The organism is Streptomyces sp. RPT161 (genome assembly GCF_027533845.1).
GTDB classification, from domain to species: domain Bacteria; phylum Actinomycetota; class Actinomycetes; order Streptomycetales; family Streptomycetaceae; genus Streptantibioticus_A; species Streptantibioticus_A silvisoli_A.
On record NZ_JAPZVN010000007.1, the window covers coordinates 264,394 to 279,441 of the forward strand.

Annotated in this window: 11 protein-coding genes and 1 pseudogene; 5 read left to right on the forward strand and 7 right to left on the reverse strand. The window is 73.9% G+C overall.

Going from position 1 to position 15,048, the window contains the following annotated elements:
• Positions 1–41 precede the first annotated feature (41 nt).
• Complete coding sequence (locus O5O46_RS17465; protein WP_443072555.1) at positions 42–1,982, reverse strand: N-acetylmuramoyl-L-alanine amidase; 1,941 nt, start codon at positions 1,980–1,982, stop codon at positions 42–44.
• A 332-nt stretch (positions 1,983–2,314) separates the two neighbouring features.
• Entirely contained in the window at positions 2,315–3,466 is a 1,152-nt protein-coding gene (locus tag O5O46_RS17470; protein WP_269856364.1) for an aminoglycoside phosphotransferase family protein, read from the reverse strand.
• A 427-nt stretch (positions 3,467–3,893) separates the two neighbouring features.
• On the opposite strand from O5O46_RS17470, the gene O5O46_RS17475 reads away from it, so the two are divergent.
• Positions 3,894–5,378 (forward strand): DNA-binding protein NsdB, encoded by a 1,485-nt coding sequence (locus O5O46_RS17475; RefSeq protein ID WP_269856365.1) that lies wholly within the window; start codon positions 3,894–3,896, stop codon positions 5,376–5,378.
• Positions 5,379–5,511: 133 nt separating this feature from the next.
• On the opposite strand, the gene O5O46_RS17480 is transcribed toward O5O46_RS17475, so the two are convergent.
• The gene (locus O5O46_RS17480) at positions 5,512–6,969 is read right to left on the reverse strand and encodes a PP2C family protein-serine/threonine phosphatase (protein WP_269856366.1); all 1,458 of its coding nucleotides are present in this window, start codon (positions 6,967–6,969) and stop codon (positions 5,512–5,514) included.
• Positions 6,970–7,332: 363 nt separating this feature from the next.
• Between O5O46_RS17480 and O5O46_RS17485 the strand changes: the two genes are divergently transcribed.
• From O5O46_RS17485 to O5O46_RS35560, 4 genes and pseudogenes are all read left to right on the forward strand, one after another.
• Entirely contained in the window at positions 7,333–8,766 is a 1,434-nt protein-coding gene (locus tag O5O46_RS17485; RefSeq protein WP_269856367.1) for a HEAT repeat domain-containing protein, read from the forward strand.
• A 163-nt stretch (positions 8,767–8,929) separates the two neighbouring features.
• Positions 8,930–10,072 carry a glycosyltransferase family 4 protein gene (locus O5O46_RS17490; RefSeq protein ID WP_269856368.1) on the forward strand — a complete coding sequence of 381 codons (1,143 nt, stop codon included), beginning with the start codon at positions 8,930–8,932 and terminating at the stop codon, positions 10,070–10,072.
• Positions 10,069–11,259, forward strand: coding sequence for a glycosyltransferase (locus tag O5O46_RS17495; RefSeq protein ID WP_269856369.1), 1,191 nt, complete (start codon positions 10,069–10,071; stop codon positions 11,257–11,259). The genes O5O46_RS17490 and O5O46_RS17495 overlap by 4 nt, the downstream gene beginning before the upstream one ends.
• Positions 11,256–11,768: pseudogene (locus tag O5O46_RS35560) on the forward strand (SGNH/GDSL hydrolase family protein); the annotation flags it as partial. The gene O5O46_RS17495 and the pseudogene O5O46_RS35560, both read left to right, overlap by 4 nt.
• 245 nt (positions 11,769–12,013) lie before the next feature.
• Here the strand turns inward: O5O46_RS35560 and O5O46_RS17505 are convergent.
• Genes O5O46_RS17505 through O5O46_RS17520 form a run of 4 tightly spaced genes read right to left on the reverse strand, consistent with a single transcriptional unit; the run spans position 12,014 to position 15,034 of the window.
• The gene (locus O5O46_RS17505) at positions 12,014–12,961 is read right to left on the reverse strand and encodes a biotin-dependent carboxyltransferase family protein (RefSeq protein ID WP_269856370.1); all 948 of its coding nucleotides are present in this window, start codon (positions 12,959–12,961) and stop codon (positions 12,014–12,016) included.
• Positions 12,958–13,584 carry a 5-oxoprolinase subunit B family protein gene (locus tag O5O46_RS17510; RefSeq protein WP_269856371.1) on the reverse strand — a complete coding sequence of 209 codons (627 nt, stop codon included), beginning with the start codon at positions 13,582–13,584 and terminating at the stop codon, positions 12,958–12,960. Before O5O46_RS17510 ends, O5O46_RS17505 begins: the two co-directional genes overlap by 4 nt.
• The gene (locus tag O5O46_RS17515) at positions 13,581–14,342 is read right to left on the reverse strand and encodes a LamB/YcsF family protein (RefSeq protein WP_269856372.1); all 762 of its coding nucleotides are present in this window, start codon (positions 14,340–14,342) and stop codon (positions 13,581–13,583) included. Before O5O46_RS17515 ends, O5O46_RS17510 begins: the two co-directional genes overlap by 4 nt.
• Positions 14,339–15,034 (reverse strand): GntR family transcriptional regulator, encoded by a 696-nt coding sequence (locus O5O46_RS17520; RefSeq protein ID WP_269856373.1) that lies wholly within the window; start codon positions 15,032–15,034, stop codon positions 14,339–14,341. The genes O5O46_RS17515 and O5O46_RS17520 overlap by 4 nt, the downstream gene beginning before the upstream one ends.
• Positions 15,035–15,048: the final 14 nt, after the last annotated feature.

Genomic DNA, 15,048 nt, shown 5'->3' on the forward strand with positions numbered 1-15,048 from the left:
CCCGGCCGGGGGGGGCGCCCGCTTCGCGTTCACGCGCCGGATCAGGCTCCCGTGGACGGTCGGATCGCCACATCGTCCGCCCGGACGTAGGCGACCCGGTGCCCGAACTGGATCTCGTAGTAGATCAGCTTGCCGCGCACCCAGGTCTGCTTGGACCGGTCGAAGGACGATGAGAAGAAGTACTCGCCACGCATCCAGTCACCGATCACATAGCGCTGACCGGCGGGCAGCGAGTACTGCAGCGGCACCAGCTGCTGCACGGCGATGCCCCGCGGGTACGCGGACGGCTCCGGGTAGGCCCGGCCGTACACCGGTACCGAGAGGCGGCCGGGCTTCGGGGTGACCACCCAGCCGCGCCGGTTGAGCGCCGCGGGGGCGCTCGGCGGGTTGTGGAACCACGCCTTCTGGCCCAGGTACCAGATCGCCGTCCAGTCGCCGCGCTGGTCGGCCACCGCGAACTGCTGACCGGTCGCGGCGCGCGCCCCGGTGTCGTTCACCCCGGTCGTGGAGTCACCGTTCGGGTGCAGGCCCACATCCCTGACCAGCGGCGCGGCCTCGCTGGGCGCGCTGTACAGCCGTACCGCCCCGGAACCATGGGGTGCGCAGGGGAAGTCCCTTCCGCCGCAGTCCGTGAAGAACGGCTGGTTGCCCTCGTAGGACGGGTCGATCGTCACCAGCCCGCCGTTCGCACCGGGCGACGGCTGGAACGGCACCCCCATCAACTCGAAGTAGTGCGCCCAGTCCCAGTACGGCCCCGGATCGGTGTGCATGTTCGCCACGGTGGACGGCTCGGTGCCCGGCACGTTGTCATGGCCCAGGATGTGCTGGCGGTCCAGCGGAACCCGGTACTTGTGCGCCAGGTACCGCACCAGGCGGGCCGAGGTGCGGTACATCGCCTCGGTGTACCAGGCGTCGGGATCGGCCAGGAACCCCTCGTGCTCCACGCCGACGGACTTGGAGTTGACGTACCAGTTGCCCGCGTGCCAGCCCACGTCCTTGGTGCTCATGTGCTCCGCGACATGGCCGTCGGAGGAGCGGACGGTGTAGTGCCAGCCCAGGTAGTGCGGATCCGACACCAGCTTGAGCGTGGTGTCCCAGGTGCCCTCGGTGTCATGGATGACGATGTAGTCCACCGAGGAGTCCTGCGGCCGGTTGGTCACATCGTGGTTTCCGTAGTCGTTGGCGTCCGGGCCGTACTTGGCGTACGGCGCCGGGATCCACTCGCACGCGACCAACTGCGGGCACTCGGTGTTCCTGGCGTCCGCTGTGCGCAGGCCCAGCCGGTTGACCTGCGCCGGGTCGGGCTTGACCTTCGGCTGGGCGGCCAGCGTGAGGCGCTGGCCGCTGTCCGTGGTGCGGGAAGCGCCGTCGTGGATGGTCTGGTAGACGTCGGCCGCGAAGTTCACCGCGGTGGCCGTGTCATCGGCGCCCGAGTAGCGGGCCACCGCGCCGAACCAGGCGGCGGGGTCGGCGCTCAACGGCTTGCCCAGCGCCTGCTGGTAGGCGGCCAGCAGCGCGGCGCCGCCCGCGATGTTGGCGGCCGGGTCGGTGCGCAGCCGCTCGTTGGTCAGTCCGGTCAGCTGGGCCGCCTGGTCGGCGGTGCGCAGTGACGGAGGCAGCACCCGGTCCTGGGGCACCGTGACGGCACCCGGGCTCAGCCGGGAGCGGGCGGGGTCACCGCGGGTGTCGCCGGCCGCGTCACCGTCGGTGCGGTAGCGGGACTGGGCGATCGCGGTACGGGCGTCGGTCAGGTGCATGGGGCCGTAGCCGCCGCTGGCGCTGGGCCGCCCGGCATGGCCGTCCCAGCGTGACTCCAGGTAGGAGACGCCCAGCAGCACACTCTGCGGTACGTGGTACTGCCGCGCAGCCTGGGCGAAGGCCTGCTGGAGCGGCTCGGGGCGCGACGGCGGGGTGGCGTCGACCCGTGGTGCCACGCAGAACACCGGGAGCAGTGCGGCGGCGGTGGCCACGACACGCAGCACGGGTCTCCTGCCGCGGCGTCCGGGGTGTGCGGGTGCGGAGCCTCGCAAAGCAGCCTCCCTGGTCTGGCGCGTTCCACGTGGGCGGAGTCCCAGGCGTACCGGCTGTCTGATGGTCAGTCAAACATCCATGCCGTCGGTGTTGCCGCAGGCCCACGACGGCAATCGGGCACGTCAATGCCCGCGCCGGGGGTTCCCCGGCACGGGCATTCACGTCCGCACGGCCTCGGTAGACCAGCCCTTCGGGGGCCGCGATTGCGCCGTCCGGATGACGCTGTCCGGGGGAGGCGGAAGGGACAGCGTGGTGCGGGTGGCGCGGCGTGCTGTTGGACGGCTCAGCGGGTGCCCACGGCCGCCCGTACCGCGCGCCGTGCCATCCCGCAGTCGTCGTGGAGGCGGCGCAGCAGGAGCCGTTGCTCCTCACCAGCCTCGGCCGCGCCCGGGGTGGCCGGGCCGGTGCCGTGCATGGAGCGCTGTAGCGCCGTCTCGTAGGTGCGGATCTCCCTGGTCAGCACCAGCATCAGGTTCACCAGGAAGGCGTCCCGCCAGGCGGGTCCGGGCGACTGGGCGAGCTGGCTGATATGACGCCGCGTCACCGGGTCGTCGCCGAGCACCGACCACAGCACCGCCAGGTCGTACCCCGGCAGGTACCAGCCCGCGTGCTCCCAGTCCACCAGGACCGGGCCGGTCGGTGAGAGCAGCACGTTGGAGAGCAGGGCGTCGCCGTGGCAGAACTGCCAGGGACCGTGGCCGCCGAAGTCCCGGGCCAGGCCGCGCATCAGCTTCTGCAGGTCGCCCAGGTCGCGATCGGTGAGCAGGCCCAGCTCATGGAAGCGGGAGAGCCGGGTGCCGTACTCAAGTGGGCGCTTGAAGGTGTCGGCGGGCGGCTGCCACTGGTTGATCCGGCAGATGGCGCCGAGCGCGGCTCGTATGTCGGCGCGCGGCGGAGCCTCCACCGGATGCCGCTGGATCGCAGCGACCCGGCCGGGCATCCGCTCCATCACCAGGGCGCAGCTCTCCGGGTCCGCGGCGACCAGGCGCGGAACCCGGGCCGGGGGGCGGTGCCGGACGAACGTCCGGTACGCCGCTATCTCCTGCCTGAACTGCTTCTCCCATACCGGCGAGTGGTCCAGCAGGCACTTGGCGACGGCCGGGCTGCGCCCCGCCGTGCCCACCAGGAGCACCGAGCGGCTGGTGCGCCGCATCACCTGCGCCGGGGTGAACTCCGGGCAGATCCGCTGGACGGATGCGATCGCCGCCCGCAGCGGAGCGCCCTGGGGGCCGGTCACATCGAGCCTCCCGCTGAGCGGATGGGAGGCCCCGGCCGGAAAGCCGCGTGGCCGCCCGGCGCCACGGCCCGCCGCGGCCGCGTACGAGGGGTCCGGGAACGGCTCGGTGGAGGCGGCCCGGGGGCGCGCCACGAGGCCTGGCCCACGCGGGGCGAGCGGCCGGGGTGGGGCGGACACGGAGGACGATGCTGAGTACATGGGGTGGTAACAGATCCCTTCGTGTGCCTGGGGAATGCTTCTGGCTCGTTGGGGGCGGCACTCATCGGTTCGGCCGGGGGCCGGTCCGGCGGGTTCCCCACCGGCCTCCGCACCCTGGGGGAATGCGGCTGCCGGGCGCCGACTCGGCTTCCGGAACCGGGTGTCCCGGATCGAGGCGATCGGGACGGTCCCTTCGGGGGACCCGGTCGCCGGCGCCCAGCACATCGACAGGACGTCGACAGCGCATTGACAGGGCACCGGCACCCGAGCACCCGTGCTCCGGATGGGCCGGGGAGGCGCGTTCCTACATGACACCCATCCGCGGGTGGTGAACCACGTAGCGAACCCTGGCGGACCCTGGCGAATACTGCCGAGCCGTCTCTTCGGCCACTACTGTCAACTGTGCCGAGGAACCTGGGGGCTTGACGTGACCAAGGAAGCCAACACCCGGCTCGCGGATCTGTTCGGACTCACCGGCTGGTCCAAGGGCGAGCTCGCGAGGATGGTCAACAGGCAGGCGGCCGCGATGGGCCACCCGCAACTGTCGACCGACACCTCCCGTGTGCGCCGCTGGATCGAGACCGGTGAGACGCCGCGCGATCCGGTGCCCAAAGTGCTGGCCGCCTTGTTCACCGAGCGCCTCGGCCGTGTCGTGACCATCGAGGATCTCGGGTTCGACCGGCATCGGCGTACGGGAAAGAAGCAGGCCGTCGAAAGCCTGCCGTGGCCACCGGAGCGAACCGCCGCGGTCCTCACCGAATTCACGGGAATGGACCTTATGCTCAACCGACGCGGTCTGGTGGGCGCGGGCGCCGCGCTCGCCGCAGGCTCCGCACTCAGCAGCGCCATGTACGAGTGGCTGCACACCGACCCTGCCCTGTCAGCCGATGCCCCCGTCGTCGACGACCCCCTGCACGCCGCCAAGGCCACCACGGCGGGCTATGACCGCTATGAGGCGGCACCCGTGGGCTCCGATGAGATCGAGGCGCTGGAGCACTCCGTGGAGGTGTTCCGCGCCTGGGACGCCTCACGCGGCGGCGGACTCCAGCGCAAGGCGGTCGTCGGGCAGCTCAACGAGGTGGGGGGCATGCTCTCCTACCGCCATCCGGCCCATCTGCAAAGGCGGTTGTGGGGGGTGGCGGCCAACCTGGCGTGCCTCGCCGGGTGGATGTCACACGACGTGGGCCTGGAGCCCACCGCCCAGAAGTACTTCGTGATCGCCGCGCACGCGGCACGCGAGGGCGGCGACCGGCCCAGGGCCGGTGAGGCGATGTCCCGCGCCGCTCGCCAGATGGTCCACCTGGGCCGTCCGGACGATGCGCTGGACCTGATGAAGCTGGCCCAGTCCGGCTCGGGCGAACAGGCCCTGCCGCGCACCCGCGCCATGCTCCAGACCATCGAGGCCTGGGCGCTGGCGGCCAAGGGGCGCGGCCAGGCGATGCGGCGCACCCTGGGGCAGGCGGAGGACCTCTTCGTCTCCGACAAGGGCGATGTGCCGCCGCCGTGCTGGATGCAGAACTTCGACGAGGCCGATCTGCACGGCATGCAGGCACTGGCGTTCCGTACGCTGGCCGAGCACGATCCGTCGGCCGCGGCGCCCGCGCAGCAGCACGCCCAGCAGGCGCTGGAGTTGCGCAGGTCGGGGCACGAGCGGTCGCGGATCTTCGACTACATCTCCATGGCTTCGGCGTGCTTCATCGCCGACGAGCCGGAGCAGGCCGACCGGTACGCCAGGCTGGCGCTGCTGAGCATCGGCCAGACCTCGTCCCACCGCACCTGGGACCGGTTGCGTGAGATGTACCGGCTGACCGGGCGGTACGCCACGTACCCGACGATCCAGGACCTGCGCGACGAGATCCGTACCGTGCTGCCGAAGAAGCCCGGGGGCAAGGACGGCACCGCCAGCGTGTAGGGCCTTCCTGGCGCGGGCGTACGGCGGATCGCCGACCCACGCCGACAGGGGCGGCAACGCCGAACCACCGGCACGTCAAGGGCTCCAGGTCGGGCTGTGGGGCGCTCGACGCGCCCCGACCACAAGATGACGACTACGAGATTCGGGCAACCAGCACACAGGCGTCATGCTCGCGCTCCGGGCTGCCGAGCTGTTCGACGACCGCACGCACGCACTCCTGCGCGCTGCGGGCTTCGGCGAACCGGTGGCCGAGGTTGAGCAGTTGGGCTGCGGCGGTGTCCTCCGGCATGCCGCGGGGCGCGAGTCCGTCGGTGTGCAGCACCAACAGGTCGCCCGGTAGCAGATATTCGGTGCGTTGACCGTAGGAGGCGTTGGGGGCGGCGCCCAACAGCATGCCCTCCGGCGCCGTCAGACCGCGCCCCGTCCCGCCGCGGAACAGCAGTGGGGCGGGGTGCCCGGCCTGGGCCCAGGTCAGGGTGCGCCGCTGGCCGTCGTAGCGGCAGCACAGCGCGCTGCCCAGGGCGGGCTGCGCCGAGCGGTCCACCACCTCGTTCAGCCGGGCCAGCAACTCGCCCGGCTCCAGGCCGACGAGCGCCAGGCCACGGACCGCGCCGAGCAGCATCGCCATGCCCGAAGTCGCCGCCACCCCATGGCCGATGAGGTCCCCGACCGTCAACAGAGTGGCGCCGTCGCCGAGTTCCATCGCGTCGTACCAGTCGCCGCCGATCAGCGCGCTGCTGCCGGACGGCAGGTAGTGCGCGGCCAGGTCCAGGGCGTGGGTGTCGCCGTCGGACGGGAACCGCAGGGAGCCGCGCCACGGCGGAAGGACGGCTTCCTGCAGTTCGACCGCCAGCCGGTGCTCGGTCCGCGCCACCTCGCGCTGACGTCGCAGCGAGTCACGGGTCTCGCGCAACGCCCGCTGGCTGCGGCGCAGTTCGCTGACGTCCCGTAGCACGGCCCACATCGAGGCTGTGGAGCCGTCGGCGTCGAGCACCGGCTCGCCCACCATGTGCACCGTGCGCACCGAGCCGTCCGGGCGCACGATGCGGAACTCGCCGTTGATCGGCTTGGCGTCCACCAGACAGCCGGTGACCATCGTGGTGAGTGCCTGCTGGTCCTCCGCGAACAGCCAGGACGGGAGTTCGTCCAGGGTGAGCGGACCGTCCGCCTTCGTCCTGCCGAAGATCGCGTACAGCTCGTCGGACCAGGTCACCTGGTCGGTCAACAGGTCCCATTCGGCGCTGCCCGCCCGGCCGAGCGCGCGCACCTGCCGGGCGGCGGGCGGCGGTTGCTCACCGGGGACCGGCGGCGCGGCCGTCGCGTATGCGGCCCCGGCCGCGCCGCCACCATCCTCCCGCAGCCCTTCCTTGAGCTGGCCCAGGTGTTCGCCCAGGTCGTCCAGATGGTGCATGGCGAGGTCGCACAGCGCGCGCTGCCAGCGGCTGTGCGCGTCATCGTCGTCAAGCCCCGGCTCGCTGCGCACGGCGTCCACCTGGCCGCGCAACTGGCGCGCCTGCGAGATGAGCGCGTCGAGCGTGCCGGGATCCGGCGGGGGTGCTGCGGCGTGGTCCGCATGCAGGTGGGACGGCATGACTGTCTCCGAACGTACTCAGATACAGACGTCAGCTGCGGGCGCGAGGCGGCGTGAGTGCTTGTGGTCGGCCCTAAGGGTCAGTGACGACTGTTGCACAGTGAGCGATCGTCCGTAAGGGTTTCCGCAATACCCGATCCGGTGGTGCTTGTGGCATATCCCAGAGGCGATCAGGTCGTTCCTGGTCAGCGCGGTGCACCGGGAGGCTCGGGACGGCGCACTGCGGGTAAGCTGCGGCGCTCGTACCCGTGCGCAATCCGTACCGCGTTCCAGGCATGACGTCTGCGTCCGCCGGTAAGGATGCCGGGCACCAACAGGGAAATCCCGTTGCCACCGTAACCCTCCGTACCGGATGCTGACCTCATGTTCGACCCCGACATAGCGCCCAGCGGCACCCTTCTCGGCCTCCTCCAGCGGGGGCGCGGAGACGGGACGCTGCATGCCCTCGCGGAGCAGCGCGGCGAGGCCCTCGCCGCGCTGGAGCAGTGTGTGCTGAGCGACCCCCGCCGCGACTGGCAGGTGGAGTCGCGCTCGCTGTACTACGCGCGGCTCTACTCGGAGCTGGAGGGCGGTCTCGAAGGGATCGAGCAGCACCTGTTCCACCCCGACGACGTCCTGGACACGGAGGAGCAGCGCACCGGGCTCGCCCTGTCGGTGCTCGGACACCTCGCCGGGTACGGCCGCCGGGACGCGCTGCGGCTGCTGCGCGAGTACGCGGCCCGGGGCAGCAACTGGCACTGGGCACTGGACGAGTTGGCGCTACGGGACGACGACGCGGGGCTGACGGCCCTGGCGCCGGCGATCCTCGGCCGCTTCCCGCGCGGTGCGGAGGGTGACGCGGCGCTCGCCCGTGCGCTGCGCGAGGCGTACGAGCCCAGGCCCTGGCGGCTGTGGGCGGACGACCGGGTGCACGGTGCGCGGGTGCGCGCGGCCGAGGAGCAGGGCTCCTTCGACCGCTGGCAGCGGCAGCTGCGCCCGGCCGGTCCGGCGCCCGGTTGGAGTGTGCGGGACGTGCTGGAGTGGGCCGAGCAGGGACTGGAGGTCCACCCGGTGCAGCACCGGGACGCCCCCGCCGCCCGCTGCCTGGCCGCCGTCGCCGGGCCCGAGGACCGCGCCGAGCTGCTGCACGCCGCCCGTCTCGGACCGCAGGGGGCCCGCGCCGCCGCGCTGCGGCATCTCGCCGACCGGCAGGATCCGGATGTCCTCGGGCTGATAGAAGCGGCCGCCGCCGACCCCTCACTGGTCGTCTCGCGCGCCGCGCTGGAGTCCTTCGCCCGTATGCGCAGCGTCGCCGGTGTCGAACAGGCCCGCCGCTGGGCCGCCCGCGAGGACGAACTGGGCACCGCCGCGGCCCAGATGCTCTCCATGCTCGGCGGCGCCGAGGACGCCGCACGGGTGCTCGCCGCACTGCGCCGCACGGTACGGGTCCGCGGCGCCGACGCGGAGGGGCTGGCCGTCCTGGTGGAGGGCGCCGGGCGGCTGGCCATCGGCTGCGCGGCGCCCGTGGTGCGGCACGTCTACCGGGAGACCGCGTCGTCGCATCTGCGCGGCTGCGCGGCCCGGACGCTGGCGGTCATCGATCCGTCGTTCGCGGACGGCTTCGCCATCGAGTGCCTGTGGGACTGCGAGGAGTCCACCCGCGAACTGGCGGCGCGGCACGCCGCGACCGGGGACGTCCGGGTACTCGCACAGCTGCGGCGCCTGGCGGCGGATCCGGCGGAGGAGGCGGACGTGCAGTCCGCTGTGCGCGGCAGGTTGAGTACCACGGCGGCCACCGCACGGCGGCGTTCCGCTTAGGTCGGTTACGGGGCTTTTGGGGTCCGGGGCGCTTGCCTGCGGAGAGCCACCTCGGGCCGCCTGTGTTCAGGACGCGGGTCGGAGGCCAGAAGCTCACGGAACGTTTTCCGCGGGGAAAGATCGACGTGGCCGCCGCATCTTCCCGGGCGCCGACAACCGCAGTATGCGAGTCGCCCTCGTCACCGAATCCTTCCCGCCCGATGTCAACGGCGTCGCACACTGCGCGCTACGGACCGCGGAGCACCTCGTCGCCCGCGGTCATGCCCCACTCGTCATCGCCCCCACCGCGCCCGCCCGAGACCGGGCGGCCGAGGCGGACGCCGCCGCGCCCTGCCCGGTGATCCGCGTACCGTCGCTGCCGCTGCCCGGCTACCGCCAGGTGCGGGTCGCCCTGCCCGGCCGCCGCGTGGCGGCCGCGATCGCCGCGCACCGGGCCCAACTCGTCCATCTGGCCAGCCCCTTCGTCATCGGGGCGCACGGTGTGGCCGGAGCCGCCCGGCTGGGGCTGCCCTGTGTCGCGGTCTACCAGACCGATCTCGGCGGTTACGCCCGCGCCTACCTCGGCATCGGCGAGACCGCGGCCTGGCACCGGCTGCGCAGCCTGCACACCGCCGCGGACCGCACCCTGGCGCCGTCCACCGCCTCGGCCGCCGACCTGGAGCGGCACGGCATCCCCCGGGTCCACCTGTGGCCGCGCGGGGTGGACGCGGTCCGCTTCCACCCGGCGCACCGCGACCCCGCGCTGCGCCGGGAGCTGGCGCCGGGCGGTGAGGTGCTGGTCGGCTACGTCGGTCGGCTGGCGCCGGAGAAGCGGGTCGAACTGCTCGCCGGGGCGGCCGAACTGCCGGGGGTGCGGCTGGTCGTCGTCGGCGACGGACCGAGCGAGGCGAACCTGCGCTCCGCGCTGCCGTCGGCGGTCTTCCTCGGCCGCCGCACCGGCCGTGAACTCGCCCGGATCTACGCCTCGTTGGACGTCTTCGCGCACACCGGCCCGATGGAGACGTTCTGCCAGACCGTGCAGGAGGCCATGGCCAGCGGGATACCGGTGGTCGCCCCGGCGGCGGGAGGTCCGCTGGACCTGGTCAGCCCGGGCCGCACCGGCCTGCTGGTGCCGCCCGACGACCCGGAGGCGCTACGGGACGCGGTACGGCGGCTCGCCGGCACTCCGCGGCTGCGCGCCGCGTACGGTCTGGCCGGACGGGAGGCGGTGGCGGGGCGTTCCTGGGCGGCCGTCGGCGACCTGCTGATCAGCCACTACGAGCAGGTGCTCGCCGAACGTCTCGCCGCCTCGGCGGTGGCGGCATGACCGGCGACGCGCGGCGCGGGCTGCGCATCGTCCGGCTGGCCAACTTCGTCACCCCGGTCTCCGGCGGCCTGCGCACCGCCCTGCGGCACCTGGGCGCCGGGTACCTGGCGGCGGGGCACGAGCCGGTGCTGATCGTGCCGGGGCCCGACCACCGCGACGAGATGACCGAGCAGGGCCGGGTGATCACGCTGCCCGGGCCGGTGGTGCCCGGCTCCGGCGGCTACCGGGTGCTGGTCGACCGCCGGGCGGTGGCTCGGCGGCTGGCCGCGCTGCGCCCGGACCGGCTTGAGGTCTCCGACCGTACGACGCTGCGCTGGACCGGTGCCTGGGCCAGGCGGCGCCGGGTGCCCGCGGTGATGGTCTCGCACGAGAGCGCCGACGGGGTGCTGCGCATGTGGGGCCTGCCGGAGGGGGTCGCCCAGGCCGCCGCCGACCGGCTCAACTCCCGTACCGCGCACGCGTTCTCGCGGGTGGTGTGCACCACGGCGTGGGCGGCGGCCGAGTTCCAGCGGATCGGTGCCCGCAACGTGGTGCACGCGCCGCTGGGTGTGGACCTGGCCGCCTGCCACCCCGCGGCGGGCGGTGAGCGGAACCGCTGCCACTACGCCTGGCCGGAGCAGGTGCTGTTGGCGATGTGCGTGCGGCTGTCGGTGGAGAAGCGGCCCGGCCGGGCGCTGGACGCGCTCGCCGCGCTGCGGGCGCGCGGGACGCACGCGGTGCTGACGATCGCCGGGGACGGCCCGCTGCGCGCCCAGTTGGAGCAGCGTGCCCGCCGCGAGGAGCTTCCGGTGCGGTTCCTGGGACACGTGGCGAGCAAGGACGTGCTGTACGGGCTGATGGCCAGCGCGGACGTGGTGCTGGCGCCCGGCCCGGTGGAGACCTTCGGGCTGGCCGCGTTGGAGGCGCTGGCCTGCGGCACACCGGTGGTGGTCAGCGAGTCCTCCGCGCTGCCCTCGGTGGTCGGGGAGGCGGGCCGGGCGGCGCGGGACGACGGCGCGGCCTTCGCCGACGCGGTGGACGAGCTGCTGGCGGTGCCCGAGGCGCGGCGCAGGGCGGCGGCCAGGGCTCGCGCGGAGTGCTTCGGCTGGCCCGCCGCGATCACGGCCTTCCTGGCCGCGCACGACGCCGCGTATGAGGCGCCGCGCGACGCCGTACCCGCGCGGGGGGAACGGGAGGACGTGCGATGACCGGGAGCGAGGGCATACGGTTCGCGGCGCTGGGTGATTCGCTCACCGAGGGTCTCGGGGACCCGGTGCCGGGAGGCTGGCGCGGCTGGGCCGCGCTGCTGGCCGAGAGGATCGGCGCGACCCCGGACGGGACCGGGTTCCTCAACTGCGCGCGCAGCGGCGCCCTGACCGCCGATGTGGCGAACAGCCAGCTGGCCGCGGCCCGGGCGTTCCGGCCGCACCTCGCCGCGGTGGTGGCGGGCGCCAACGACACGCTGCGCGGTTCGTTCGACATCGGCGCGGTCGCCGCCCAACTGGACGTGGCACTGGGCGCGTTGGCGGCCGACGGGGTGACCGTGCTGACCGCGTGCCTGCCCGATCCGGGCCGGATGCTGGGGCTGCCGTGGCCGCTGGCCCGGCCGTTGGGACGGCGGATGCGGGCGGTCAACCATGTCGTGCACGCGCTGTCCCGGCGGTACGGGGCGGTGCATCTGCACACCGCGGAGCATCCGTGGGTCGCCGACCGGGCCTCCTGGAGCGTGGACCGGCTGCACCCCAGCGAACTGGGCCACCGGCTGCTGGCGTACGAGTTCCACGCGCTGCTGGACGAGCGCGGCCTGGCGGTCGGGGAGCCGCCGCGCACCACCCCCGACGGCCCGCCGCCCGGCCGGACCGCCAGCGCCTGGTGGATGGCCACCCGGGGCACCGGCTGGGTGCTGGACCGGTGCACGGACCTGCTGCCCGACCTGCTGCGGCTGGCCGCGGCCGAGTGCCGTCACCGTGCCGCGGGGTCCCCCGCCGCGCTGGACGAGGCCGCGCATCGCGCCGCGGTCGCCGCGGTGGCCGCCCTGGCACCGGACCGGCTCACCGGCACGAAGCGCACCGGCGTTCCCGGGGCCGCCTGCGCGGCCGGGGCCAGGGAGTCCTGCGAGGCGACACCGATGACCGGATAGCCGCCGGTCGTCGGATGGTCGGCGAGGAAGATCACCGGGCGGCCGTCCGGCGGCACCTGCACGGCGCCCAACACCATCCCCTCGCTGGGGAGTTCACCGTCCCTGGCGCGCGGCAGCGCGGGCCCCTCCGTGCGCAGGCCGATGCGGTTGCTCGCCGGGCTGACGGTGTACCCGCCGGCCGCGAGGATCCGTAGCGCGTTCGGGGAGAACCAGTCCGCGCGCGGCCCGGGAATCAGCGGAACCACAAGTTCCGTAGGCGGCCCGGGGCATGGCGCGGCATCCACCGCCGCCGGTGTGCCGTACGGCTCGCCGACCGGTAGCCGCTCTCCGTCCCGTAGCGGACCCGGGCCCAGTCCGGAGAGCAGATCGGTGGACCGGCTGCCGAGCACCGGTGTGCTGCGCACCCCGCCGGCGAGCGCCAGATAGGCGCGCAACCCCGCGGTGACCCGGCCGAGTTCCAGCACCGCCCCCGAGGGCACGTACACCGGTGCGCCCCAGGCCGCCGGGCGGCCGTCCACCCGTACCGGGCAGGGCGCGCCGGTGACCGCCGCGAGAAGTGGGCAACCGGCCCGTACCGCACAGCCGTTGACCGTGGTCTCCAGGGTCGCGGCGTGCTCCGGGTTGCCCACCAGCCGGTTGGCGAGCCGGTGCGCGGGCTCGTCGAGGGCGCCCGCCCGGGCCACACCGAGGTGGGCGTGTCCGGAGCGTCCGAGGTCCTGGACGGTCGTCAGCGCTCCGGCGCGGACCACTTCCAGGTACCGCGCGGTCATGGTCCGACCCGGGTGAAGCGCACCTGGGCGCCGGGGGCGAGCAGGGCCGCGGGCTCGCGGGCCGGGTCCCACAGCGTGGCGTCGGTGGTGCCGACGATCTGCCAGCCGCCGGGGGAACTGCGCGGATAGACGCCCGCGTACGGTCCGGCCAGACCGACGGAACCGGCGGGGACGCTTGTGCGCGGGGTGGCCCGGCGCGGGGTGTGGTAGCGGGCGGGCAGCCCGCTCAGGTATCCGAATCCCGGGGCGAATCCGGTGAACGCGACCCGGAACTCGATCCCGTCGAGCACCCTCGGCAGCGCGTCGGGCGGCACCTGCCACAGCGCGGCCACCTCGGACAGGTCGGGTCCGTCGTAGCGGACCGGTATCTCCACCACCGAACCCTCGCGCGGTGGCAGCGGTGGCACGGCCGAGCGCGTCAACTCGTCGGCCAGCGCCTCGGGTTCGGCCAGCCCGTCCAGCAGTACGGTGCGGGCGCCGGGGACGATCTCGCGGACCGGTGGCAGCTCCCCGGCCGCCCGGCGGCGCAGCAGCTCGGCGTGGAGCGCCTCGGTCGCCTCCTCGGTGGGCAGTTCGAGCAGCAGGGCGTGCGCGCCTACCAGCAGTGGGCGCGGCGCAGTCATGCGAAGGCTCCCAACTCCACGCCCGCCGCCAGCAGTTCACTCCTGACCCGCAAGGCCAGCGCGGCGGCCCCCGGTGTGTCACCGTGCAGGCAGAGCGAGCGCGCCCGCACCGTGACCGGCGCACCGCTGACCGAGCGCACCGAACCATGGCGGGCGATGCCCAGCGACCGCTCGACGATGGCGTCGGGGTCCAGCAGCACGGCGCCGGGCTCACGGCGCGGCACCAGCGTGCCACGGCCGGTGTAGGCGCGGTCGGCGAACGCCTCGGGGACGGCGGTCAACCCCGCCTGGTGTGCTGCGGCCAGCAGTTGGGAGCCGGGCAGCCCGAGCACCGGGAAGCCGCCGGCGAGCATGACACCCTCGACCACGGCGGCGGCCTGCTCGGTGTCGGACACCGCGCGGTTGTACAGGGCGCCGTGCGGCTTGACGTATGCCACGCGCGCCCCGGCGGCCCGCGCGAAGACCTCCAACGCGCCTATCTGGTAGGCCACTTCGGCCGCCAGTTCGTCCGGTGGGACGTCCATCGCGCGGCGCCCGAAACCGGCCAGGTCCCGGTAGGAGACCTGGGCGCCGATCCGCACCCCGCGCTCGGCGGCCAGCGCGCACACCCTGCGCATGGTGGCGGGGTCGCCCGCGTGGTAGCCGCAGGCGACGTTGGCGCTGGTGACGGCGGACAGCAGCGCTTCGTCGTCGGTCAGCGGCCAGCGTCCGAAGCCCTCGCCCAGGTCGGCGTTGAGGTCGATGACGGGGGCGGTCATTGGGCGTCCTGGCGCATCCGGGCCACGATCAGCTCGCGTGCGTCGTCCAGGTAGCGGACCAGTTCCGCTTCGGCGTCGCGGCTCCGGTCGGCCGCGAGCAGGTCGGCGATCTGCCGGTTGCGGCGCAGGAACGGTTCGTGGAGCGCGCGTGGATCGGACATCACGGCGAACGCCAGCCGGAGTTCGGCGAGCAGGCCGGCGAGGTAGGCGTCGATCCGCTCGCTGCCGGTGAGCGCGCCGACGGCGCGGTGGAAGCGCAGGTCGGCGTCGGCGACCGCGGACCAGTCGCCGTCCCGTGCGGCCGACTCGCCCGCGGCCACCGCCTCGGCGACCGGCGCCAGTCGGCCGGATCCGGTCGCGGACCGTACGCCCTCGGTCTCCAGGGCGCGGCGGGTCAGGTAGATGTCGGCGACGTCGGCGGGGCCGAGGCTGCGCACGAAGACGCCCCGGTTCATCTCATGGACCACCAGGCGTTCATGGGCCAGCACCCGGAAGGCCTCGCGCAGGGTGTTGCGGGAGACCCCGAGGGCGCCGCCGAGCGCCTCCTCGGACAGCCGGGTGCCGGAGCGCAGGGCGCCCGCCGCGATCCGGTCGCGCAGTACGTCGGTGACCCGCCGCACGGTACTGGACCGGCCCAGGAGCAGACGGTCGGCGGCGAACTCCCCGAGCAGATCAGGGGGTGAGCTGTCCATGGTGTCCCTTCCGC

What these genes read in the sequence shown, in the direction of transcription:
- O5O46_RS17510 (WP_269856371.1), bottom strand. Translation starts at nt 13,584, where the DNA reads ATGACTGCGCCGCGCCCACTGCTGGTAGGCGCGCACGCCCTGCTGCTC.
- O5O46_RS17495 (WP_269856369.1), top strand. Translation starts at nt 10,069, where the DNA reads ATGACCGGCGACGCGCGGCGCGGGCTGCGCATCGTCCGGCTGGCCAAC.
- O5O46_RS17515 (WP_269856372.1), bottom strand. Translation starts at nt 14,342, where the DNA reads ATGACCGCCCCCGTCATCGACCTCAACGCCGACCTGGGCGAGGGCTTC.
- O5O46_RS17505 (WP_269856370.1), bottom strand. Translation starts at nt 12,961, where the DNA reads ATGACCGCGCGGTACCTGGAAGTGGTCCGCGCCGGAGCGCTGACGACC.
- O5O46_RS17485 (WP_269856367.1), top strand. Translation starts at nt 7,333, where the DNA reads ATGTTCGACCCCGACATAGCGCCCAGCGGCACCCTTCTCGGCCTCCTC.
- O5O46_RS17480 (WP_269856366.1), bottom strand. Translation starts at nt 6,969, where the DNA reads ATGCCGTCCCACCTGCATGCGGACCACGCCGCAGCACCCCCGCCGGAT.
- O5O46_RS17520 (WP_269856373.1), bottom strand. Translation starts at nt 15,034, where the DNA reads ATGGACAGCTCACCCCCTGATCTGCTCGGGGAGTTCGCCGCCGACCGT.
- O5O46_RS17470 (WP_269856364.1), bottom strand. Translation starts at nt 3,466, where the DNA reads ATGTACTCAGCATCGTCCTCCGTGTCCGCCCCACCCCGGCCGCTCGCC.
- O5O46_RS17490 (WP_269856368.1), top strand. Translation starts at nt 8,930, where the DNA reads ATGCGAGTCGCCCTCGTCACCGAATCCTTCCCGCCCGATGTCAACGGC.